Genomic DNA, 21,575 nt, shown 5'->3' with positions numbered 1-21,575 from the left:
GAACAGCAACTATCAAGCTACAAGCCGTACACACAAACAACAATCAGGCAACCCAAACTACAACTCTTCTATGGGGTCGCTAAATAAGCTGCCCTGAGCTGCGCTAACACCTAAGATTTTCAATGTTTGCCACTCTTCGAATGACTCCACGCCCTCGGCAAATACCTGTACTTCAGTGCGGTACAGTCCTCCGATCAGGCTCCTAACAAACAATTGATTTTCTTGACGTAAGTGGATCTGCCTTACAATGGAACGATGCAACTTAATAATGTCAAAGTGACAGGCCTGAATGTATTGCATACTGACCACCTGCTGGCCAACTCTATCAACACACAGTTTGGCGCCCATTTTACTGATCATATCCAGTGGCACCTTTAGACGATCTAGGTGATTAACGACAATATCTTCATTGACTTCAAAAATGAGTTGGGGCGTCAAGTGACGATATTCCAACAGGGTCGTTTTGAGCCAACGGATAAACGCTCGACTCGTTAATGTATCTAAGCTCAAGTTAATACTGTATTGCCGCTGTCGATTCTCAGGAGACACCAGCAGATCGAACAGCACGATTTCAATCACCTGTCGCTCTATCTGTGGTGTCAGACCACACTTAATCGCCATGGGTAAAAACAGCGTTGCGCGGACTAAATTGCCACTGTTATCGCGTAAACGACATGAAACTTCATTATGATGCTCAATACCATCACTGTCTAAAACCGCTTGCGAGAAAGCCACCACACGCTTATTTACCAGTGCATATTCTAAAAAGCTACGCCAACGTACAGAGCCCTTAGCAAACTCCTCATCGACAGATCCTTTATCGTACATGAACCAGCCACTGCAGCCCTGAAATTGCGCTGCTCTCAATGCCATTTCAGCCTCTTCTAACAGCTGTTCCTTGCTTTCACCCACCTTAAAATAGGCCACGCCGATATGGAAAAAATCGTCAGCTTTTTCAATTGCAGTGAGCGGCTGTGCCAAACAGATTTTGAGTAGCTTGGCAGCGATTTTTTCAGCATCTGCCAGTGAGATTTGCGGCACGACAATCGCAAATTGATTATATGAGCGGCGGGAGAAAATACTATTTGCTTGAGAGTCCAACACTTGGCTAATGCCGCTGATGGTTTGCGCCAACATATCTTGAATCGCAAATTCATCAAGCTGCTGTTGCAGCAGATCCAGATCTTCCATCTCAAGCAGAAACAACACACCAGGAGCCATCATTCCATCGACGTTACTCAACGCGTCGAGACGATTTTTAAGAAACAAACGGTTGCCGATACCCGTTTCAGGGTCAAGGAAGGTATTAGAGCGAATAAATTGATCGAATCGGGCTCGCTGTTTTTGAGCATCATCAAGCTCTAGCAACATCTGCGTTAACGCGCGATTAATTAAACGCGGCCGGCCATGCCCACTTTCTGCAAGAGCGCGGTCGTAGTCGCCAGATAAGATAAGATGACTGCGCTTAGCCAAGTCCTCTATACCTTCCAGTTGCTGCGCGAGCCACCGATAGCCCCAACGTACAAATAGTGCGATAGCTGCGACACCGAATAACAACACTAACAACCCATGCCAACTGATGTTTTTCAACAGAAAGGGTTGCGGCAAAGTGATTTGAAAGGCTAACGGGTTGCTGGTGTCGATGATTCGCTCATAGCTAACAACCCCTGACTTTAACTCCTCATGATCATACCTAAATAGGACTTCGTCTTTATGCATCAATACGAAGGCCTGGGTATCATAAGCCGCTAAAATTTGTGGTAACCAAATATCGAGATGCTGTAACTGATGTTCAACCTGGTGTTTCGCTAACATTCGGCCTAGTTCTGAAACCTGTTGTTGCTGAAATTTAAAGGTTAACTGCACAAAACTCACCAAAGCGGTAAGTAAAAAAATAAATGCCACAGCGGCTAAAGAGAGTAGCCAGAATCCTGTTAGCTTTTTAGTCAAAATTTGAGTCAATTTCATTTCCGCTTCCTGCAGGATTATTATTTTTATTTTCTAAAAAAAGATCTTCTGTCACCCGAGGACAACGCCTCACTCTTTTTTCACTCGATAAAGCCTAGTTGGGAAAATAGTGACTATGAATCACCATACAAACAAACCCCCTTTTACACAATAAAAAAGGGCCCGTAGGCCCTTTATCAACACTGAGTACAGCATTAAGCCATATAGTTTTCAGGCAAGCTTTCTACTGCCGCCACACCTGAGTCGATGGCAGCTTGCGCTACTGCTTTAGCTACGTTTGATAATAGGCGAGTATCCATCGGCTTTGGAATGACATAATCTGGACCAAATTTCAGTTCAGAGACATCAGGGTAAGCAGCCAGCACTTCAGCCGGTACTGGCTCTTTCGCCAACGCCGCAATAGCCTGCACGGCAGCAATCTTCATCTCATCATTAATCTGCGCCGCACGGACATCTAAAGCACCGCGGAAGATGAATGGAAAGCACAACACGTTATTAACTTGGTTAGGGTAATCACTGCGGCCAGTTCCCATAATCAGATCTTTACGCACGTCATGGGCAAGTTCTGGCTTTATTTCAGGGTCAGGATTAGAACAAGCAAAAATAACCGGCTTATCGGCCATTAACGCCACATCTTCAGCAGCCAAAACATCAGGGCCTGAAAGTCCAAGAAATGCATCAGCGCCCTTGATCACATCCTGCAAGGTACGTTTATCGGTATTGTTAGCAAACAGGGCTTTATACTCATTAATATCTTCACGACGAGTATGGATAACCCCTTTACGGTCAAGCATGTAAACGTTCTCACGCTGAACACCACACTTAACCAGCATGGTCATACACGCGATAGCCGCTGCACCCGCTCCCATACAGACAAAGACCGCATCTTCCAATCTCTTACCTTGGATCTCTAACGCGTTGATCATCCCTGCAGCGGTTACGATAGCCGTACCATGTTGATCATCATGAAATACAGGGACATTACAACGCTCAATGAGGGCCTTTTCAATTTCAAAACACTCTGGAGCCTTGATATCTTCAAGGTTAATTCCACCAAAGGTATCCGCAATCGCTTCTACGGTATTAATAAACTCTTCTGTGGTGCGATGTTTAACTTCAATATCTGTCGCATCTATGTTGGCAAAATGCTTAAACAGTAAGGCTTTGCCTTCCATCACCGGCTTAGAAGCCAACGGACCTAAGTTACCTAGTCCCAAAATAGCGGTGCCATTTGAGATCACTGCGACCGTATTGCCTTTGGCAGTATAACGATAAGCATCGTCAGGATTGGCGGCTATCTCACGCACAGGCTCTGCAACACCAGGACTATAGGCCAGCGCCAGATCCATACTGGTGGCAGCGGGCTTGGTCAGGCTAACAGCGGTTTTACCTGGGACGGGGAACTCATGGTAATCTAGGGCTTGTTGACGGAAATCGGCCATTTTTATAATCCTGCAAAATGCGACAAATGATATTTCGAGTGAGGTCTTACATCTCTATCACTGCCAACAGTTTTACAACTGTTAACACTGTGAGCTGTTAAGTCGCTAAGATACTCGAATAAAGCCACTTTTTAAACAAGATATTAGAAAATTTCAGTTTATTATGAAGCCAAATGGTCTAAGGCTTATTTTGTAGACTTATCTGCGATGGATGGTAACTGATTAACTGCCACTTTTTGTAGGAATAATACAACTCTCCACGGACAATTACGGGGCTTTCAAGCAAGTTTAGGGTCAAAATGTTGCTAAATTTACCAGATTCCTCTCTAGGTATGCCCACATAAAACTTATTATCAATAATTAACCATAAATGCTGACCTTTTCTTTCAAAACCCGTTACGACTCCTCTGACCTCTCTCCAACGATTACGATCATCTCGGGTTAACTCATCAACACGCTTGGCTTGATAACTTGGATGTCCCCATAACCCCACTTTTTGAACACGAGCTTGACGTTCAATATTAGCCAAACACTGCCAAAAGTAGTCATTTTGATAGACCCTTGCTTTTGCATACCCATTGCTAAGTAACAACTCTTGTAGATGCTGACCCGATTGAGTGTATACATAAGCAAGCGTCCTACCGTGAGGATCGAGCTTGCGCCGATCAAATGCGAGGTGAAGAGTTTGACCTTGAGTAAGGTGCTGCTGCATGAATTGCCGAGCTTGGTTGGCAAATGGTTCAGATAATTCGGGGTACTGATGATCAATTTCAGGTGAATCGACACCAATCAAATGGACAAGACGATCATCACTAAGCGTAATAGTGTCGCCATCATTTACATATTTCAGCTTAACGGTTTCATCATACTGCGTTGGTACGCAAACGCTATTACCTGCGATGGCAGTAAACGACAACAGGAGTATCAGCATCACGAAAATTGTCTTCATCGCTTATCAAATCCCTCGATCAAGTGGCGAACAACTGCCCTAGTTATAGCACAATCGAAAACGTAAAACGCAAATAACAAAAAAGGTGCCATATAGGCACCTTTTTTGTTCAACGCAGAAGTAACAATTACTTCTTGCCAAGCATACCGAAACGCTTGTTGAACTTGTCGATACGTCCGCCGGTATCCATAACTTTCTGGGTACCAGTGTAGAATGGGTGACATGCACCACATACGTCCAAGTGCAGTGGCTTACCTGCAGTTGAGTTTACTTTAATAACGTTACCACAAGTACAAGTTGCTGTGATTTCAGCATAATCAGGATGAATGCCTGGTTTCATTTGGATTACCTCAAGTTTAAGGCCACGTCGCACTCCCAACCCGAAGTCAGGCACCACATGTAATTAATAGAATATTCAGGCGCGAGATACTACAGGATAGCAACAATAGATACAAGCACCCACACTATTAATTAAGTAACCAACAACAGGCAAAGGCATTGTTTACCAATTAAAACAAAATCTTGTAATAATAAAGACGATCACTTTGACTCAAAGATCTGTCGAGCCAATTTTGCGTCGCGATAACCTTGTTTAAGTGCTTCTGATGGACAAGCCAGCTTAGCGTCAGCTCTTAGTCGATTAATATCCCCACCACTAAACGCCTTAGGATTAGCATCAAAAATAGCCAAAATAGCGCCATAGGTATTGAGTTGCCAAATCCCGCCATAATGGGAACCGAGGCGCCACAGTGTTTGCTTACCGGAATAATCTAGCATGCAACCAGTATCCACCATCGCCTCTGATGCCAGATTAGGCTTTAACTCTGCACCTCCCGTTGCGGCAGGATTCGATTGAGCCTGAACGGGCGCCTTAAGGTTCTGTTCAGAAGGCGCGACTGCAATAGTTTTACCACTAAACAGCGCTAACCGTTTGACATCATACCAACGATTGACTCGGTACTCTTTAATCACTAATTGCGCATCAGGATCACTGACATCCTCTACGCCCGATAGCAATAACATAAAACTATTGATTGGATTGACCATCAAGCGCTCGTTACCAGCGCGCTGTTCCACCACAAACTGTAATTTGTCAAACTTAGTGTCGGTAACAATATTGACCTTGAGCCGAGGGCTGGCGCCTAAATTAAATTGTTGCTGATTAATACTGACGTGAGAGACCTTTCCCCAGGCCAATGGACAAAGCAATAATGCGGCAAGTATCGAAATGTATAGAGTCGTTTTCATGGTGTCGTCTTATGCAAAACCTATCCCTCTATTAAGCACAAATAGCCAAAATCATTCAACATATTTGTCACATTAATCCCATCGAGACGGTGACTCATTTACCAAAGAAACAGATAGTTGTAGCCCTGCCTTTATTGGGTCGTTACACTTCAATCATCTCTCAACCGATTTTTAGATAAACTATGCCCGTGTTCGTCGAAGTTGCCCTGCCTGTTCCTATGCGTCAATCTTTCAGTTATCAAGTGAACGCTGCAGATGAACATCGCGTACATAAAGGTATTAGGGTAAAAGTTCCCTTCGGCAGGCAGCAACTAATTGGCTTAGTCACAGACATAAGCAACACCTGCTCACTCACGCCTCAGCAGATAAAGTCTGTCATTGAATTTCTCGATGATGCACCACTACTACCTGACTCACTATACAAATTGACCCATTGGGCGGCCCGCTACTATTTTTGCAGTGTTGGACAGATGCTCTCGCAAGCCCTCCCCGTTGCACTGAGAAAAGGGGCCGAAGTCACCGCAAATAGCACTACCTTTTTTCTGGCAACACCCGACGGAAAGTCAGCTGACTTAGACACCTTAAAAAGAGCTCCGGCACAAAGAAAAGTGATGACTCTATTTCTTGAGCGCGCTTTAACCCAAGAGGAAGTCAATGCTCTTGAGCTGAGTAAGGCTGCGTTAAAAGCGTTGCTTGAGCGAGGTTGGATAGCTAAAGAGGTTCGCGCCAAAGCGCTTGACCTATCATGGCGAGAGGAATTGACGCTTGGCGAAGACCCTCACCAACTCAACCCAGAACAAGCTATCGCCGTTGCCACGCTTAATCAGCAAAGCGGGTATCACTGCACACTACTAGAGGGTATTACAGGCTCAGGGAAAACAGAGGTGTATCTAGCACTGCTAGAGAGTGTGCTAAAAAAAGGCTTACAGGCACTTATTTTGGTGCCTGAGATCGGCCTGACACCACAAACCATTAGTAGGTTTAAACATAGATTTAATGTACAGGTTGCGGTGATCCATTCAGGCCTTACCGACAATCAAAGGTTAAACGCTTGGCGACAGGCCCGAAGCGGTGAAGCGGCGATTATTATCGGTACTCGTTCGGCGCTCTTCACACCAATGCCCTACCCAGGACTGATAATCTTAGACGAAGAACATGACAGCAGCTTCAAACAGCAAGAAGGTGTCGGTTATCACGCCCGCGACTTAGCCGTTATGCGTGGCCATTTAGAGAAGATCCCTGTGCTGCTAGGCAGTGCAACGCCATCGCTGGAGACTCTACAAAATGCATTAAGTGGACGCTATCACCACTTAAGCTTAGGCCAGCGTGCAGGCGCCGCAGAAAAAGTCCGCCAAGGCATTGTCGACATACGTAACCAACCGCTAAAAAATGGCCTGTCTCACGCATTGCTTAACGAAATGCGTATTCATCTAGATGCAGGCAATCAAGTATTACTATTTCTCAATCGTCGCGGCTTTTCACCAGCGTTGTTGTGCCATGAGTGCGGTCACCTCCATGAATGTGACCGTTGTGATGCCTTCTTTACCGTGCATCAGTCCTTAGGCGAGATCCGCTGCCACCATTGCGGTAATCACTATGCGATTCCGCGCCAATGTCATCAATGTGGCAGTACAATGCTGATGGGGCAAGGTGTCGGCACCGAGCAACTTGCCGAAGCGTTAACCAAGGAGTTTCCTAAATACCCAGTAGTGCGTATCGACAGAGATACCACCAGCCGAAAAGGCGCGCTAGAAGGCCACCTTAACGCTATTCATAAAGGGGAATATAAAATCCTAGTTGGCACACAGATGCTTGCAAAGGGACATCACTTTCCCGATGTTACCTTAGTCGGCCTTCTTGATGTCGATGGTGCACTATTTAGCGCCGACTTTAGAGCACCTGAGCGATTTGGGCAGCTCTACACACAAGTCTCAGGCCGTGCAGGCCGCGCGCGTAAAGCTGGAACAGTATTACTGCAAACTCATCAGTGCGACAATCCAATACTACGAGAGCTCATGCACAAAGGTTACGGCGAGTTTGCGCGCGGTCAACTGGAAGAGCGTAAACAAGCCCTGCTGCCACCAGCTTGGCACATGCTACTGCTGCGTGCCGAAGCACATCGACCAGAAGATGCCGATGAGTTTCTTAATCAAGTGGCCGCCATCTTGCCGCAAAATGATAACTGCGAAGTGATTGGCCCTATGCCAGCGCCGATGGATAAGAAAGCGGGTAAATTCCGTCGTCAACTCATGTTTCAAACAAAAGAACGTAGTCAACTGCAGCATTCGTTCGAGGTCGCGCTGCCACAAATCGAAGCCCTCCCCTTGGCAAAAAAGTGTCGCTGGAGCCTAGATCGTGACCCACAAGATCTTTTGTAATTAAAAATATGCAAAATAGATGGGTTATTTCGCCTTAGAGGATAGCAATTAGCCACCAGTAGCGGCTAAAATACGCGGTTATCCCTGAATCTTTTTATCTTAAGTAACTGTCGATTAAACGCCAATGAAATCACATATTCAATCTTTGCTCGAACAAGCCATCAATACCCTAAAACAGCAGGCGATCATTCCTGCCGATTTTGAAGCGCGTATTCAGGTAGACCGAACTAAAGACAAAACTCACGGTGATTTTGCCACCAACTTAGCCATGATGTTAACCAAAGTGGCGCGTAAAAATCCGCGTGAATTAGCCCAGCTAATTATCGATAGCCTGCCTCAAGATAGCCAAGTCTCAAAAGTAGAGATCGCAGGCCCAGGTTTCATCAACTTCTTTATCGATGAAAGCGCCTTAGCTAATCAATTGATGGCTGCACTCAAAGATGAGCACTTAGGCGTGGTATTACCGACACCACAAACCGTGGTCGTTGATTACTCGTCCCCCAACCTCGCCAAAGAGATGCATGTAGGCCACCTACGTTCAACCATCATTGGTGACAGTGTGGTACGTGCACTGGAGTTTCAAGGCCATAAGGTGATCCGTCAAAACCACGTAGGCGATTGGGGTACCCAATTTGGTATGCTACTGGCCTACATGGAAGAGCTGCGCGCCAAAAATGGCGAACAGGCTCAAATGGAGCTGTCAGATTTAGAAAGCTTCTATCGCGCAGCAAAAGTACGTTTCGATGAGTCAGAAGAGTTTGCCACCCGTGCCCGTAAGCTCGTGGTTGAACTTCAGTCAGGCGACGCCTACTGCAACAAACTATGGCAAGAGTTTAACGACATCTCATTGAGTCACTGCCACGATGTCTATGCCCGCTTAGGTGTCAGCCTAACTCGCGCCGATGTTCGCGGTGAAAGTGCCTACAACGACGACTTAGCGCAAGTCGTGCTCGATTTGGACACCCAAGGCTTACTCGCTGAAAGCAATGGCGCCAAAGTGGTATTCCAAGAGGAATTTAAAACCAAAGAGGGTGAACCACTCCCAGTGATCATCCAAAAGGCCGATGGTGGTTATCTGTATGCGACCAGCGATATGGCTGCTATGCGCTACCGTTCAAATGTGCTTAACGCCGATCGCGCACTTTATTTTGTTGATTTACGCCAAGGCCTGCACTTCCAACAAGTGTTTAACCTGGCGCGTAAGGCCAAGTTCGTCAAGCCAGAAATGAGCCTTGAACACATGGGCTTTGGCACCATGAACGGAGAAGATGGTCGCCCATTCAAAACTCGTTCTGGTGGCGTAGTTAAATTAGTTGATCTGCTGAGCGAAGCGGAAACTCGAGCCTTAGAGTTAGTGCGTAGTAAAAATCCAGATATGGACCAGCAAGAGCTAGAACAGATTGCTAAAGTTGTCGGCATTAGTTCAGTAAAATATGCTGACCTATCTAAAAACCGTGCCAGCGATTATATCTTTAGCTTTGAGCAGATGCTGAGCTTTGAAGGCAACACAGCCCCCTACCTACTTTACGCCTATACTCGCGTCGCGGGTATTTTCAAACGTGCTGCAGATATCGATCTCAGTGATGCAAGTATTAAGCTTGAGCACGATAAAGAGAAAGAACTCGGCAGCAAACTGGCGCAATTTGGCGAAGTGCTAAACCGTATGGTCGCTAAAGGTCAGCCACATGCACTATGTGGTTACCTATTTGAGCTTGCTGGCGCATTCTCTAGCTTCTATGAAGCGTGCCCGGTACTGGCTGCTGATTCAGAAGCAGAGAAGAAGAGTCGCTTACTGCTGTCACAACTTACTGCTAAAACATTAAAGCAAGGTTTAGATCTACTTGGCATCGAAACCTTAGAGCGCATGTAAAGTAAGGCGGTAAGATGAGCAATCGCGATTACGCAAATAGAAAGCCAGCGTCCAAAGGACGAACCAAGGCTAAAGGGGGCAGACGCAAGTCTGCCCAGCCTGCGCCAAAGCGTTTCCCACTGCTGCTATCTTTAGTTACTGTCAGTTTAGTGGGTGGCTTCGGCTATTTTCTTTGGAGCATTAACGACAGCGCAACGGACACAACACCTGAACCTGTGGTTGTTCAACCTGCTAAGCCGCAGGTGCAGAAGAAAGATCCTAATGCGCTACCGCCAAAACCAAAGGAAGAGTGGACCTATCAGCAGGAGTTAGAAAACAAGCAAGTTGAGGTGGATATTCCAGAAAATACCGCGCCGACTCGCCCTTATCAGATGCAGTGTGGCTCCTTTAGAAAGCAATCTCAAGCAGACCAAATGAAAGCCATGATCGCTTTCCAAGGGCTTGAAGCACAAGTGCGTAAAGTCGAAGGGAGCAGTGGTATTTGGTATAAGGTTGTTTTAGGCCCTTATGATCGCAAACGTGCTGCAGAGAAACATCGTCATATATTGCAACGTGGCGGTTTAAATGGTTGCCAAATTTGGTTTTGGGAAGGCAGTTAATGCCAGTCTACACTCAACAACCTGAGTGCCCAATAGATAATAAAAAAGCCAGCAAAAGCTGGCTTTTTTTTACATTTTACTACCCTAAACCCTATTAGTTTTGAGTAATAGTCGCTGTATTACCTGCACCGCCAGTTTGGGTAATTGAAGCCCAATCTGTTGTGCCATGCTGATTAATCGTCGCTAGGTTTTGCGAACCATCAAAACCTACACCTGATTGCGTAATGCTAGCGTAGTTTTCAGAACCATCTTGCAGCAATACTGCGTCGTTATAAGCGCCACCAGACTGGTTTACCCAACCTTCGTTGTCTGCACCAGTTTGGTCAATATCAGCCGTTCCAAACTCACCAAACTGGCTAACATTCGCCATATTTAATGATGCAGTTTGATAGACGTTAGCAATATTATCTAGACCACCTTGGTTAACGGTCGCATTTTGCGTTGAGCCATCTTGGTCTACAGTTGCGCTGCCACCAACAGAACCTGTCTGTGTTACATTAGCGGTCAACGCAGAACCTGGGCCTTGAGTCACAACCACCACTGAACCAGATACCGCTGACTGCTGTACTGTTACAAACGAATTTTCGGCTTGATCCTGTACCACATTAACGTTACCGCTTTGACTCGCATCAATTTGAGAAATAGAAACCTTAGAGTTGTCTGACTCATTTAATTGAGCCACTAGAGCAACGTTACTATCACCCACTTGATTAACACTTGCTACCGCTTGGAAAGAGTCATCTTGATTGATATTAACATTGTTTAAATTACCAGCAGTTACCACAGTCGCAGATGCAGGCTCATGAGCGCCAAAGCCATATTGACGTACCGTTGACGTATTACTACTGCCCGTCACATCAACTGACGCTGTGCTGTTATTAACATGTTCTTGATTGACAGATGCGGTGTTCTGATCACCATTTTGAGAAACATTTAACGTGGTGTTGATTACATGCTCTTGGTAAGTCGTCACGTCATTGTTATTGCCATTTTGTGTCACTGTTGCCGACGCTGTGTCACTGAAGTCAGTTTGCGTCACAGAAGCGGTGTTGAATCCACCGTTAGACTGCGTCACTGTCGCTGAAGCAACACTGCTATTCTGAGTAATCGTCACTCTAGAGTCAGCTGAATTGTTTTGCGTCGCTGCAGCCGTTGAGTTATTGGTTGTTTGCGTCACTAAAACCTCTGAGCGCTCAGCACCATTCAATTGATCAACATTTGCTGTATTACCATTACCCGTTTGAGTAATCGTCGATAGCGCATCAGTCGATGTATCTTGATCTGAAGTCGCATTATTACGATTACCTGTTTGGGTAATGCTTGAGCCAGCTGGGTTGTGGATACCGAAGCCATACTGTCTAACATCTGCGACGTTACTTTCACCATCTTGCTGTACGGTTGCAGAGGTGTCATCTACGTGCTGTTGATCAACGCCTGCATTGTTACCAGTACCATTTTGGTTAACCAAGGCTTGGGTATTAAACATGTGTACCTGATTAATACTGGCAGTGTTTGATTGCACTGTCTGATTAATGATTGCGCTTGAGCTATCAACGCCGCCAGCCTGAGTAATATTCGCTAGCTGAGCATCACCAGATTGGGTGACAGCAGCAGAGCTGCTATTACCCAAAGACGTTACGATTGTCGCATTGTGATTGGTACCCGTTTGCATCGTTGTTGCTGTATTACCTGAACCATTTTGAGACGTAGTCGCAGTACTCTCTGCAGCGTGAGCAGTACCGAATGCCATTGCGATAGCAGCGGCCAGTGGAAGTAGCTTTGTCATCTGTAATATCCTTTACAAAATAAGAGTTAGATTAGCCATTTCGTTGGCCAACCAAATCACCATCGACGAACAATGATGTTGTCCTGAGCAATATTCATATGCGCTTTGAACACCGCGCTAGAAACTTGCGATTACTAGATACTGGAGCGCAACCCGATGAACTCAATGAGTCAACGTCCCCAAACAACCTTCACCATGCACTTCAGCTAGCTGACAATATGCACAGCGACCTATTTCTTGATTCTCGATCTCCGAGAAAAACCGTTAGCTAGCGCTAACAGGCAAAAGTATGCTGCTTGAACACCTTTTCATCATCCAGCTAAGGTATTAAACAAAAGACACCAATAGACTAGTTTTACTCACACCAACCCCCACTAAAGTATTAGCGATTATGTAGTACTTTTTACGCAGAACAATGCAGTAAACATCGACATTCTGGCCACTTACACTCACCTAAGTCTTAAAATAGAGGGATAGTTAATCAACGACGACTTTCATCCCTTGAATTTCCAAACCCCATCCCCCATATCTTAAACATTGTCCACCGACGGGTTTCCTACCCTTCGGCTAGAGAAGAGGAAATATCGTGACCACAATCGTTTCAGTACGTCGCAACAATCAAGTTGTCATAGCCGGTGACGGCCAAGTATCACTGGGTAATACAGTGATGAAAGGAAACGCAAAAAAGGTTCGACGCCTTTATCACAACAAAGTATTAGCAGGCTTTGCAGGCGGTACCGCTGACGCATTCACGCTCTTCGAGCGCTTTGAAGCCAAATTAGAGATGCACCAAGGTCATTTAATGCGCGCCGCTGTCGAGATGGCCAAAGATTGGCGTTCAGATAAAGTGCTACGTAAACTTGAGGCGCTGCTGGCTGTCGCCGACAGTGAATGCTCATTGATCATTACGGGTAATGGTGACGTAGTACAACCCGAGAACGATCTGATTGCTATCGGCTCTGGTGGTAATTTCGCTCAAGCCTCTGCAACGGCGCTATTAGAGAATACCGAGCTAAGTGCCAAAGAGATCGCTGAAAAGTCGTTAACTATTGCTGGTGATATCTGCGTGTTCACCAACCAGTTTAAAACGATTGAAGAACTCAATTACTGATTTTGAGTTAAGCTCGAAATCAATAACCTATGCATCTGCATTAAGGGAAAACTATGTCTGAGATGACGCCGAGAGAGATTGTTCACGAGCTGGATAGTCACATCATTGGCCAACAAGCCGCCAAACGTTCTGTTGCTATCGCCCTGCGTAACCGCTGGCGCCGAATGCAGCTCGAAGCGGATCTGCGCCAAGAAGTCACCCCTAAAAACATCTTGATGATCGGCCCAACGGGTGTCGGTAAAACTGAAATTGCCCGTCGTCTAGCCAAACTCGCTAAAGCCCCATTTATCAAGGTTGAAGCCACCAAATTCACCGAGGTGGGTTATGTGGGCAAAGAAGTCGAGCAGATCATTCGCGATCTCACCGATGCCGCCATTAAGCTTACCCGTGAAGAGCAGATGGCTAAGTGTAAATTTAGAGCCGAAGAAGCCGCCGAAGAGCGTATTCTTGATGCTTTGCTGCCTAAGCCAAAAGAGGATTGGGATAGCGAAAATCAAGACAATTCAGCCACTCGTCAGGTATTTCGCAAAAAGCTGCGCGAAGGTCAACTGAACGACAAAGAGATTGAAATCGATATCTCTGCGCCACAAGTAGGCATTGAGATCATGTCTCCACCAGGCATGGAAGAGATGACCAATCAATTGCAGAGCATGTTCCAAAATATGGGGCCAGGAGCCAGCAAGCGTCGTAAGATGCCAATCAAAGAGGCCTATAAGCTGCTCATAGAAGAGGAAGCGGCCAAATTAGTTAATCAAGATGACCTTAAAGAGCAAGCTATTGAGCTGGTAGAGCAACACGGTATCGTGTTCCTCGATGAGATAGATAAGATCTGTAAACGCGGCGAGTCATCTGGTCCAGACGTTTCTCGTGAAGGGGTACAGCGTGATCTACTGCCGCTCGTAGAAGGCTGCACCGTGACCACTAAACATGGCATGGTTAAAACTGACCATATTCTGTTTATTGCATCGGGCGCATTTCAAATGTCCAAGCCATCTGATTTAATTCCAGAGCTTCAGGGTCGATTGCCTATTCGTGTTGAATTACAAGCGTTAACTGCAAATGACTTCAAACGTATTTTAACTGAACCTCATGCTTCACTGACTGAACAGTATGTGGCGCTAATGGGAACTGAAGGCGTTAAGGTTGAGTTTAGTGAAACTGGTATCGATCGTATTGCTGAAGCTGCATGGCAAGTGAACGAGCGCACTGAAAACATTGGTGCCCGTCGTCTACACACCGTTATGGAGCGCCTAATGGAAGATCTTTCCTTCGAGGCATCAGACAAATCAGGTAGTAGCACAGTGATTGATGCCGACTATGTGAATGCGCATCTGGATAACTTAGTCCAAGATGAAGATCTCAGTCGCTTCATTTTGTAATATCAATAGGGCCTAAGGCCCTATTTTCATAAAAGGCCACCCAATGACAGCTCAAGCAAAAGACCCTCTTGTTACCGGTCTCAAACTCAAGCGTAAATCACGCCTGTTAGAGGTCACCTTTGCCGATGAGAAAACTTACTCACTTAGCTGTGAGCTACTACGAGTTTATTCGCCCCCTGCAGAAGTACATGGCCATGGTAATCCTGTATTGGTCACCCACAAAAAAAACGTCAATATCACCGCCATTACACCAGTGGGTAACTACGCGGTAAAAATCGTATTCGACGATGGCCATGATACCGGACTTTACTCTTGGAAAGTGCTGCATGATCTCGCGGTAAATCAGGTCGAGTGCTGGGAGAACTATCTAGCCAGACTGCGTGCAGAAAAAGCCAGTCGTGAGCCACTTATTGATATGGCGGTGAAATATCACCAATAGATCCGTGCCTTCGACAAGGTAAAGAGTCTCTACGATTTACATGATTAGCAGGGGTTGCCACAGCAACCCCTTTGCTATTTAACCCCCTAGTAAGCCGCACGACAGATTGCTAAACTAGTGGTTTTCACCACCACTGAGTGCTTTTGTGTCCAAGTTAAAAGCCGATGTCACCATCATACATACAGGTATATTTACCCAATGGGATGCCGAGAGCGCAGCGTTACCTAAGCTCACTAAAGCAACGGTGCATGTTCCCGCCGAGATTGATGTCGAATTTGGCTTTATCGCCAACATCAAAAAAGCCAAGAACCAAAAACTAAGATATTGCATTTATCATCCCAGCATTCCTGATGATAACGGTGATGTCCGCCCACCATTTGATGGCGAGGTATATGTCGAATCCAATGACTGGAAGTTTTACCTCGGTGACACCATCTGGGCACCCGAATACAATAAAGTCGGCAAATGGCGTATGACGCTAGAACTAAAAGGCAAAGTTGTCGCGGAGAAAACCTTTAATGTGCATTTGAACGACGAAGATAGCCAGATCTCCGCCTTTTGGAAACACAGAGGCTTTTAAAGCACTATTGAGCAATTTCGGTCAGGTATAAACTGTCCCATCAACGCACAATAACCTCTCACTTGAAAACGAGATGGATATGAACAAAGAAGCTCAGCACCTATACAGTACTCGTATCGAGGCGGTTTGCGACTATATTGCCAAACATCTGGAGCAGCCCCTCAGTGTCGAACAGCTCAGCGCCGTCGCGCACTTTTCTAAATATCATTTCCATCGTCAATTTCAGGTCTATACCGGCATCAATGTAGGCAAATACATCACTATGTTACGCCTTAAGCGCGCCTCCTATCGCTTGGTGTTTCATCCACAACTGAAAATCACCGACATCGCCCTCAGTGCAGGATTCGAAAACAGCGAATCCTTCTCGAGAGCTTTTAAAGCGCAGTTCCAACAAACACCGTCTCAGTTCAGGTTAACCCCTAAGTGGGAAGCATGGAGCGCACAATATGCCAACGTTAACATCACAAGGAGAGAAACTGTGCAAGTTAATATCAGCCAGACAGGCAACATTAAGGTGGCGGCGCTGGAGCATCAGGGCAGCCCTGCATCACTCAACCAATCGATTCAACAATTCATCGCATGGCGTAAACAGAGTGGCGAGTCTCCTGTGGCCAGCAGTCAAACCTTAGGCATTCCCTTAAATGACCCAAATACGGTCACGCCCGACGCATTTCGCTTCGATATCTGTGGCTCAGTCAATCAGGATGTTGCCGCCAATGACTTTGGCGTAATAACCAAGCTCATTCCAGGTGGGCGCTGCGCAGTGATCCGTCATCATGGTTCACACGACCAAATGGATGCGAAAATCTATCAGTTCTATCGCGAGTGGCTACCAGACAGTGGCGAAGAACTGAGAGACTTTCCACTCTACTTTGAATACCACAACTTCTTCCCCGAAGTTGCAGAACACGAATTAGTCACGGATATCTATTTTGCGTTGAGTTAGATGTTTATCTAACGGAGAGAAAGTTTGAGGCTTGAAACTTGCGCTTATCTGAAAGGTATCACTATAAAAACCGAGAATCTCAGGGCTCAAACCGTTTTCATAAGCCTTTTTAAAGAGACATCAAACTAAACGAGAAAAAAGAACTCTAGGTTCAAGTGATTCAGTTAAAACAGTACAAATAGCAGAAAGCCCGTTATCTTTCGATAATGGACTTTCTTATTGTGGCACTGAGATAGCTGGCTTTAAACAATCGAAATCCCTGTTAAAGCTGCTTTGGTAAGCCTTTTATAAAAGACATTAAATTAAACGAAAAAAGGCTTCCATTACTGGAAGCCTTTTTTCTTAATGTGGCGGAGAGATAGGGATTTGAACCCTAGACGGGCTATAAACCCGTGCCGGTTTTCAAGACCGGTGCATTCGACCACTCTGCCATCTCTCCGAACGCCGAGAATAGTAAGGAAATGGACTTTAAATGTAAAGCCCAAATTTCACTAACTGAGCAACAAATAATCCATTAAGGCGCTTTTTGCTGACAAATGCCTTAAAAACAACCTTTTTATCCGTATTCAGCTGTCGATTCATGTTTCGCGGTATAAAATAAACGCAAACAACTTGGTATTGAATGCAATAAAACAAAACGGATTTACACTGATAGAGTTGGTCGTCACCATCATTATCTTGGCGATATTGGCGACAGTCGCACTGCCTAAATTCATCAATATCCAGTCGGACGCTAGGATTGCCGCCTTGCAAGGCTTGAAAGGTGAAATGAGCGGCACGCTGCCACAAGTACACGCCAAGGCTGTGATCGAAAACTTAGCCACCCAGCCCAGCACTCAAATTAGTCTCAATGGCGATCAGGTCGAACTCGCCTATGGATATCCTGCAGCAGACTCAGCCAATGCTTGGGATCTGCTGTTGCAGGCCACTTTTGCCGATGCCATATTTAATGCCGATGACCCTGCCGACTGGTACTTCCACAATAATAAAGCGGAACCCTTTATCCGTTTTATGCATCCAAGTAAAAAATCGAGCGGGGACAACTGCTACCTGAAATATACGCAGGCTCAGAGCAGCAATCAGGCACCGAGTTTCGAGATTGTCGTAACGGGCTGCTGAACAGCCAGTCTACTTATGGCTTAAATAGTAACTGCTGTAGCTCCACCAAAGAGCTCACCTGATAGTGAGGCATGATCCCTTCAGGCGTCAGCTGGTTGCTATGATTTAGCCAACACGTATCAAAACCCGCATTGAGTCCCCCTTGAATATCAGAATGAGGATTATCGCCCACCATCAGCACGTGTTCTCTGGCTGGATGATTCATCTGAGAGAGTGCATGTTCAAAAATAGCCAAATCGGGCTTCGCGACACCAACTTCTTCTGAAATCACTACGGGACAAAAAGCATGTAATAAACCGGTGCGCTGTAAACGTATGGTTTGTAGCGCGGTGAATCCATTAGTGATAATGCCCATGTTGACTTTGCCATGTAGCGCATTAACTAACTCTTCAGCGCCAGGCAATAAAGTACAAATGTCGGCCATTGCCGTTAAAAAGGCATCATTCAATTGCTGCGCGCTGACTTTCAGCTTTTCAGCCCAAGCCTGAAAACGTGTGACTTGTAGATGCGCAGCACTAATTTTTCCGTCTTGATAGTCAACCCAAAGAGGTAAATTAACGGTTTGATAAATATCAAAGTCCTCACGAGTAAAATCCACGCCAAAACGCGAGAACATAAGACGCAATCCCTTAAATGCATCGAAATGAAACAGGGTTTCGTCGGCATCAAACAATATCCATTGGTACTTCATCAAACTCTCCAACTTTTTAATTCAACCATCAAAAACAACTCATTCTAATAGTAAGCACTAAACCAAGCGAGCTTACTCTATTACCTTGTAACGCTCAGTTGTCCAATCATAAACGTACTCAATACCTTGCCACTCATAGACAGTACGGCCGTTCTTCTGCTTGACTCTTGCATTGGCGGGTAAACGCTTAATCCCATGGCTAACCTGTACGCTAGTGGTGATGCTCTGCGATGGCGCGATCACGCGCGGCTTAGGTTCTTCTACATATTCACGCCGCTCATAACGATAAGGGTAACGCCAACTGTTTCTCCAGTAAGGACGGTAATGATGATTCCAATAGGGATAACCTGTATTAAACCCAATACCGACTCGCCAAGGATCACCATAACCATTGTGCCAGCCGACTCCCCAACTTGAGCTCCATGTTGGTTGCACCCAAACATTACTGGTCCACTGAAAGCGATCATGATGCCGCGCTAATTCCGACGCATTAATAGATACTGAGCATAATCCAAAACCGATACTCAGCAGCAAAAACAGCCCACTCGTTTTAGCTTGTCTTATCTTATTCATATCACCTATTCCCGCCGTGAATATTCCTGCCAGTTTACGCCGATTCCACTAAGGGTCAAAGCAAGGCTCTACTGTCACTAACTGACCACTGAAGTCATTTGGGAATAGCGCTCAAAAATGGTATAGTGCGCGCCATATCACATTTTTCTCAGCACGAGTATTTCCATATGAGTTTTAAGGATTTACGCAGTTTCATTGATCACCTTGAAAGCAATGGTGAACTTAAACGTATTAGCTATGCTGTCGATCCACATTTAGAGATGACAGAGATCGCCGACCGTGTCTTGCGTGCCAAGGGCCCTGCATTACTGTTTGAAAATCCTGTTGGCAAAACCATGCCCGTGCTGGCCAACTTATTTGGCACACCTAAGCGTGTTGCCATGGCCTTAGGCAAAGAAGACCCACTGGCACTGCGCGATGTAGGCGAGCTATTGGCCTTTTTGAAAGAGCCAGAGCCTCCTCGTGGTTTTAAAGATGCGATTGCTAAAATCCCAATGTTTAAGCAAGCACTGAACATGCCACCTAAAACGGTACGCAATGCGCCTTGCCAAGAGGTGGTGTTAACAGGTGATGATGTCGATTTAACCCAACTGCCAATTCAACATTGCTGGCCTGGAGATGTCGCGCCACTGGTCACTTGGGGACTCACCATCACCAAGGGGCCACGTCAAAAACGACAAAATTTAGGTATCTATCGTCAGCAGCTGTTAGGCAAAGATAAGCTGATCATGCGCTGGCTTGACCATCGCGGTGGCGCACTCGACTTTAAAGATTTTAAAGAGAAACACCCAGGTGAGCGTTACCCTGTGGTTGTAGCCCTAGGCAGCGACCCCGTGACGATTTTAGGTGCTGTGACCCCCGTACCAGACTCTATGAGTGAGTACGCTTTTGCAGGGTTACTCCGTGGTGAGCGCACCGAAGTTTGTAAGGCGCTTAGCTGCGACCTTGAAGTCCCTGCCACCAGCGAAATTATCTTAGAAGGTTATATCGATCCAAATGAGATGGCAGAAGAGGGCCCTTATGGTGACCATACAGGTTATTACAATGAAACCGATGAGTTCCCTGTGTTTACCGTAACCCATATTACCCATCGCAAAGATGCCATCTACCACAGCACCTATACAGGCCGTCCACCCGATGAGCCAGCCATGCTAGGTGTGGCGCTCAATGAAGTATTTGTGCCGATATTACGTAAGCAATACCCAGAAATTATCGACTTTTATCTACCGCCTGAAGGCTGCTCTTATCGCATGGCGGTGATCTCCATTCGTAAGCAATACCCAGGTCATGCTAAACGGGTGATGATGGGCGCTTGGTCGTTCTTGCGTCAGTTTATGTATACCAAGTTTATTGTTGTGGTCGATGAAGATGTTAATTGCCGTGATTGGAATGATGTCATTTGGGCAATTACCACCCGTATGGACCCTAAACGCGACACTGTGATGATAGACAACACTCCTATCGATTACCTTGATTTTGCCTCACCAGTAGCAGGCTTAGGTTCCAAAATGGGTATGGATGCTACCAATAAGTGGCCTGGTGAAACCGATCGCGAATGGGGCACCCCTATCGTGATGGACGAGGCCATTAAACAAAAGGTCGACAAAATATGGGATGAGTTGGGTATCGATGATGCACCAACACTGTAATTAGGCGCTAATCAACTGAAATATTTAGCATAATTAACATATTGAATTTTTAGTAGCGCCAAGCGACATAATAACCGATATAATTAGTCAAGTATTAAGCGTAAAAGCAAGCCCCCAAAGAGGGGTCTAGAAGGAAAATTAATGAACACCATTCGCTGTAAAGTAGAACATGTTACTGCCTTTAATGATGCCGTTTACCAGGTAACATTAGCCCCTGAGACCGGCTTTGACTATAAAGCAGGTCAATATCTTTGCGTCGTAATGGGTGAAAAAGATAAACGTCCTTTCTCAATTGCTTCAGCACCTAATGCCGAAAAAATTGAGTTGCACATTGGCGCAGCGGTTAGCGAGAGCTACCCAATGCAAGTGGTCGAAAAGCTACAAAACAGTGAGTATATCGATATCGAAGCACCCGGTGGTGACGCCTACCTGCGCAGCGATAGCCGCAGGCCTCGTCTGTTAATCGCCGGAGGTACCGGTTTCTCTTACATTAAGAGTATTGTTGAGCAGCAAATTGCCCTGGGGCAAACAGTAGAAACAACCCTATATTGGGGCTGCCGTAATCAAGATGCGATGTATTATGAATCTATTGCCCGTCAATGGCATCAAGCTCATCCATGGCTCCATTTCGTCCCGGTTGTCGAAGAAGCAACCGCTGATTGGGAAGGTAAACAAGCCAACCTACTTACTCAGATAAAGCAAGATTTCGTGAGCCTTAACGGCTACGACATATACATTGCAGGCCGTTTCGATATGGTGGGTGCTGCACGAGAAGTGTTCCGCACTATTGGTGTAGAAGAGCAACATCTATATGGTGATGCCTTCGCCTTCATAAAATAACTCAATGC

19 protein-coding genes and 1 tRNA gene are annotated in these 21,575 nt (G+C 45.8%); 11 read left to right on the top strand and 9 right to left on the bottom strand.

Features of this window, described 5'->3' with window-relative positions; all coding sequences use genetic code 11:
* Window positions 1-57 precede the first annotated feature (57 nt).
* The 5 genes from csrD to L876_RS0103460 form a co-directional block, all read right to left on the bottom strand.
* Window positions 58-1,968, bottom strand: a complete 1,911-nt coding sequence (csrD, locus tag L876_RS0103480; RefSeq protein ID WP_028762523.1) for an RNase E specificity factor CsrD — start codon at window positions 1,966-1,968, stop codon at window positions 58-60.
* Window positions 1,969-2,162: 194 nt separating this feature from the next.
* Complete coding sequence (locus L876_RS0103475; RefSeq protein WP_028762522.1) at window positions 2,163-3,410, bottom strand: malic enzyme-like NAD(P)-binding protein; 1,248 nt, start codon at window positions 3,408-3,410, stop codon at window positions 2,163-2,165.
* 178 nt (window positions 3,411-3,588) lie between these two features.
* Window positions 3,589-4,359, bottom strand: a complete 771-nt coding sequence (locus tag L876_RS0103470; protein ID WP_028762521.1) for a thermonuclease family protein — start codon at window positions 4,357-4,359, stop codon at window positions 3,589-3,591.
* Window positions 4,360-4,486: 127 nt separating this feature from the next.
* A complete protein-coding gene (gene rpmE / locus L876_RS0103465; RefSeq protein WP_028762520.1) occupies window positions 4,487-4,699 on the bottom strand; it encodes a 50S ribosomal protein L31 in 213 nt (70 codons plus the stop codon).
* 200 nt (window positions 4,700-4,899) lie between these two features.
* The gene (locus L876_RS0103460; RefSeq protein ID WP_028762519.1) at window positions 4,900-5,607 is read right to left on the bottom strand and encodes a type IV pilus assembly protein FimV; all 708 of its coding nucleotides are present in this window, start codon (window positions 5,605-5,607) and stop codon (window positions 4,900-4,902) included.
* Between the two features lie 182 nt (window positions 5,608-5,789).
* Here L876_RS0103460 and priA point away from each other — a divergent pair, with 182 nt between their 5' ends.
* From priA to L876_RS0103445, 3 genes are all read left to right on the top strand, one after another.
* Entirely contained in the window at window positions 5,790-7,985 is a 2,196-nt protein-coding gene (gene priA / locus L876_RS0103455; RefSeq protein ID WP_028762518.1) for a primosomal protein N', read from the top strand.
* 124 nt (window positions 7,986-8,109) lie between these two features.
* Complete coding sequence (argS, locus tag L876_RS0103450) at window positions 8,110-9,855, top strand: arginine--tRNA ligase (protein ID WP_028762517.1); 1,746 nt, start codon at window positions 8,110-8,112, stop codon at window positions 9,853-9,855.
* 14 nt (window positions 9,856-9,869) lie between these two features.
* Window positions 9,870-10,454 carry an SPOR domain-containing protein gene (locus tag L876_RS0103445; protein WP_028762516.1) on the top strand — a complete coding sequence of 195 codons (585 nt, stop codon included), beginning with the start codon at window positions 9,870-9,872 and terminating at the stop codon, window positions 10,452-10,454.
* Window positions 10,455-10,548: 94 nt separating this feature from the next.
* On the opposite strand, the gene L876_RS0103435 is transcribed toward L876_RS0103445, so the two are convergent.
* Window positions 10,549-12,240, bottom strand: coding sequence for a beta strand repeat-containing protein (locus L876_RS0103435; RefSeq protein WP_028762515.1), 1,692 nt, complete (start codon window positions 12,238-12,240; stop codon window positions 10,549-10,551).
* A 586-nt stretch (window positions 12,241-12,826) separates the two neighbouring features.
* On the opposite strand from L876_RS0103435, the gene hslV reads away from it, so the two are divergent.
* The 5 genes from hslV to L876_RS0103410 all read left to right on the top strand — a co-directional run bounded on the left by hslV (window position 12,827) and on the right by L876_RS0103410 (window position 16,695).
* Complete coding sequence (gene hslV, locus L876_RS0103430) at window positions 12,827-13,351, top strand: ATP-dependent protease subunit HslV (RefSeq protein ID WP_028762514.1); 525 nt, start codon at window positions 12,827-12,829, stop codon at window positions 13,349-13,351.
* 53 nt (window positions 13,352-13,404) lie between these two features.
* Complete coding sequence (hslU, locus tag L876_RS0103425; RefSeq protein ID WP_028762513.1) at window positions 13,405-14,730, top strand: ATP-dependent protease ATPase subunit HslU; 1,326 nt, start codon at window positions 13,405-13,407, stop codon at window positions 14,728-14,730.
* A gap of 43 nt (window positions 14,731-14,773) precedes the next feature.
* On the top strand, window positions 14,774-15,169 hold the full coding sequence (locus L876_RS0103420) for a gamma-butyrobetaine hydroxylase family protein (protein ID WP_028762512.1): 396 nt from the start codon (window positions 14,774-14,776) through the stop codon (window positions 15,167-15,169).
* A gap of 145 nt (window positions 15,170-15,314) precedes the next feature.
* Window positions 15,315-15,749 (top strand): DUF3859 domain-containing protein, encoded by a 435-nt coding sequence (locus L876_RS0103415; protein ID WP_028762511.1) that lies wholly within the window; start codon window positions 15,315-15,317, stop codon window positions 15,747-15,749.
* Window positions 15,750-15,828: 79 nt separating this feature from the next.
* Complete coding sequence (locus L876_RS0103410) at window positions 15,829-16,695, top strand: AraC family transcriptional regulator (protein WP_028762510.1); 867 nt, start codon at window positions 15,829-15,831, stop codon at window positions 16,693-16,695.
* Between the two features lie 348 nt (window positions 16,696-17,043).
* On the opposite strand, the gene L876_RS0103405 is transcribed toward L876_RS0103410, so the two are convergent.
* Window positions 17,044-17,134: transfer RNA gene (locus L876_RS0103405), tRNA-Ser, on the bottom strand.
* Window positions 17,135-17,313: 179 nt separating this feature from the next.
* Between L876_RS0103405 and L876_RS23145 the strand changes: the two genes are divergently transcribed.
* A complete protein-coding gene (locus tag L876_RS23145) occupies window positions 17,314-17,814 on the top strand; it encodes a type II secretion system protein (protein WP_037427920.1) in 501 nt (166 codons plus the stop codon).
* A gap of 13 nt (window positions 17,815-17,827) precedes the next feature.
* Here the strand turns inward: L876_RS23145 and yjjG are convergent, their stop codons facing one another.
* Together yjjG and L876_RS0103390 are read right to left on the bottom strand one after the other, a co-directional pair.
* Entirely contained in the window at window positions 17,828-18,505 is a 678-nt protein-coding gene (gene yjjG, locus L876_RS0103395; protein ID WP_028762508.1) for a pyrimidine 5'-nucleotidase, read from the bottom strand.
* A 72-nt stretch (window positions 18,506-18,577) separates the two neighbouring features.
* Window positions 18,578-19,078, bottom strand: a complete 501-nt coding sequence (locus L876_RS0103390; RefSeq protein WP_037427918.1) for a hypothetical protein — start codon at window positions 19,076-19,078, stop codon at window positions 18,578-18,580.
* Between the two features lie 167 nt (window positions 19,079-19,245).
* Here L876_RS0103390 and ubiD point away from each other — a divergent pair, with 167 nt between their 5' ends.
* Complete coding sequence (gene ubiD / locus L876_RS0103385; RefSeq protein ID WP_028762506.1) at window positions 19,246-20,727, top strand: 4-hydroxy-3-polyprenylbenzoate decarboxylase; 1,482 nt, start codon at window positions 19,246-19,248, stop codon at window positions 20,725-20,727.
* Window positions 20,728-20,868: 141 nt separating this feature from the next.
* Window positions 20,869-21,567: an NAD(P)H-flavin reductase gene (gene fre / locus L876_RS0103380; RefSeq protein WP_028762505.1), complete on the top strand. Its 699-nt coding sequence runs from the start codon at window positions 20,869-20,871 to the stop codon at window positions 21,565-21,567.
* The last annotated feature ends 8 nt before the right edge of the window (window positions 21,568-21,575 follow it).

Source organism: Shewanella colwelliana ATCC 39565, assembly GCF_000518705.1.
Lineage (GTDB): Bacteria > Pseudomonadota > Gammaproteobacteria > Enterobacterales > Shewanellaceae > Shewanella > Shewanella colwelliana.
Note: the sequence above shows the minus strand (reverse complement) of the source record. Positions and strands in the feature narration are given on the sequence as shown.

Coding starts and splice junctions, on each gene's coding strand:
- argS (WP_028762517.1), top strand. CDS start 8,110: ATGAAATCACATATTCAATCTTTGCTCGAACAAGCCATCAATACCCTA.
- L876_RS0103475 (WP_028762522.1), bottom strand. CDS start 3,410: ATGGCCGATTTCCGTCAACAAGCCCTAGATTACCATGAGTTCCCCGTC.
- L876_RS0103410 (WP_028762510.1), top strand. CDS start 15,829: ATGAACAAAGAAGCTCAGCACCTATACAGTACTCGTATCGAGGCGGTT.
- hslU (WP_028762513.1), top strand. CDS start 13,405: ATGTCTGAGATGACGCCGAGAGAGATTGTTCACGAGCTGGATAGTCAC.
- fre (WP_028762505.1), top strand. CDS start 20,869: ATGAACACCATTCGCTGTAAAGTAGAACATGTTACTGCCTTTAATGAT.
- L876_RS0103445 (WP_028762516.1), top strand. CDS start 9,870: ATGAGCAATCGCGATTACGCAAATAGAAAGCCAGCGTCCAAAGGACGA.
- yjjG (WP_028762508.1), bottom strand. CDS start 18,505: ATGAAGTACCAATGGATATTGTTTGATGCCGACGAAACCCTGTTTCAT.
- L876_RS0103460 (WP_028762519.1), bottom strand. CDS start 5,607: ATGAAAACGACTCTATACATTTCGATACTTGCCGCATTATTGCTTTGT.
- ubiD (WP_028762506.1), top strand. CDS start 19,246: ATGAGTTTTAAGGATTTACGCAGTTTCATTGATCACCTTGAAAGCAAT.
- rpmE (WP_028762520.1), bottom strand. CDS start 4,699: ATGAAACCAGGCATTCATCCTGATTATGCTGAAATCACAGCAACTTGT.
- priA (WP_028762518.1), top strand. CDS start 5,790: ATGCCCGTGTTCGTCGAAGTTGCCCTGCCTGTTCCTATGCGTCAATCT.
- L876_RS0103390 (WP_037427918.1), bottom strand. CDS start 19,078: ATGAATAAGATAAGACAAGCTAAAACGAGTGGGCTGTTTTTGCTGCTG.
- L876_RS0103470 (WP_028762521.1), bottom strand. CDS start 4,359: ATGAAGACAATTTTCGTGATGCTGATACTCCTGTTGTCGTTTACTGCC.
- L876_RS0103420 (WP_028762512.1), top strand. CDS start 14,774: ATGACAGCTCAAGCAAAAGACCCTCTTGTTACCGGTCTCAAACTCAAG.
- csrD (WP_028762523.1), bottom strand. CDS start 1,968: ATGAAATTGACTCAAATTTTGACTAAAAAGCTAACAGGATTCTGGCTA.
- L876_RS0103435 (WP_028762515.1), bottom strand. CDS start 12,240: ATGACAAAGCTACTTCCACTGGCCGCTGCTATCGCAATGGCATTCGGT.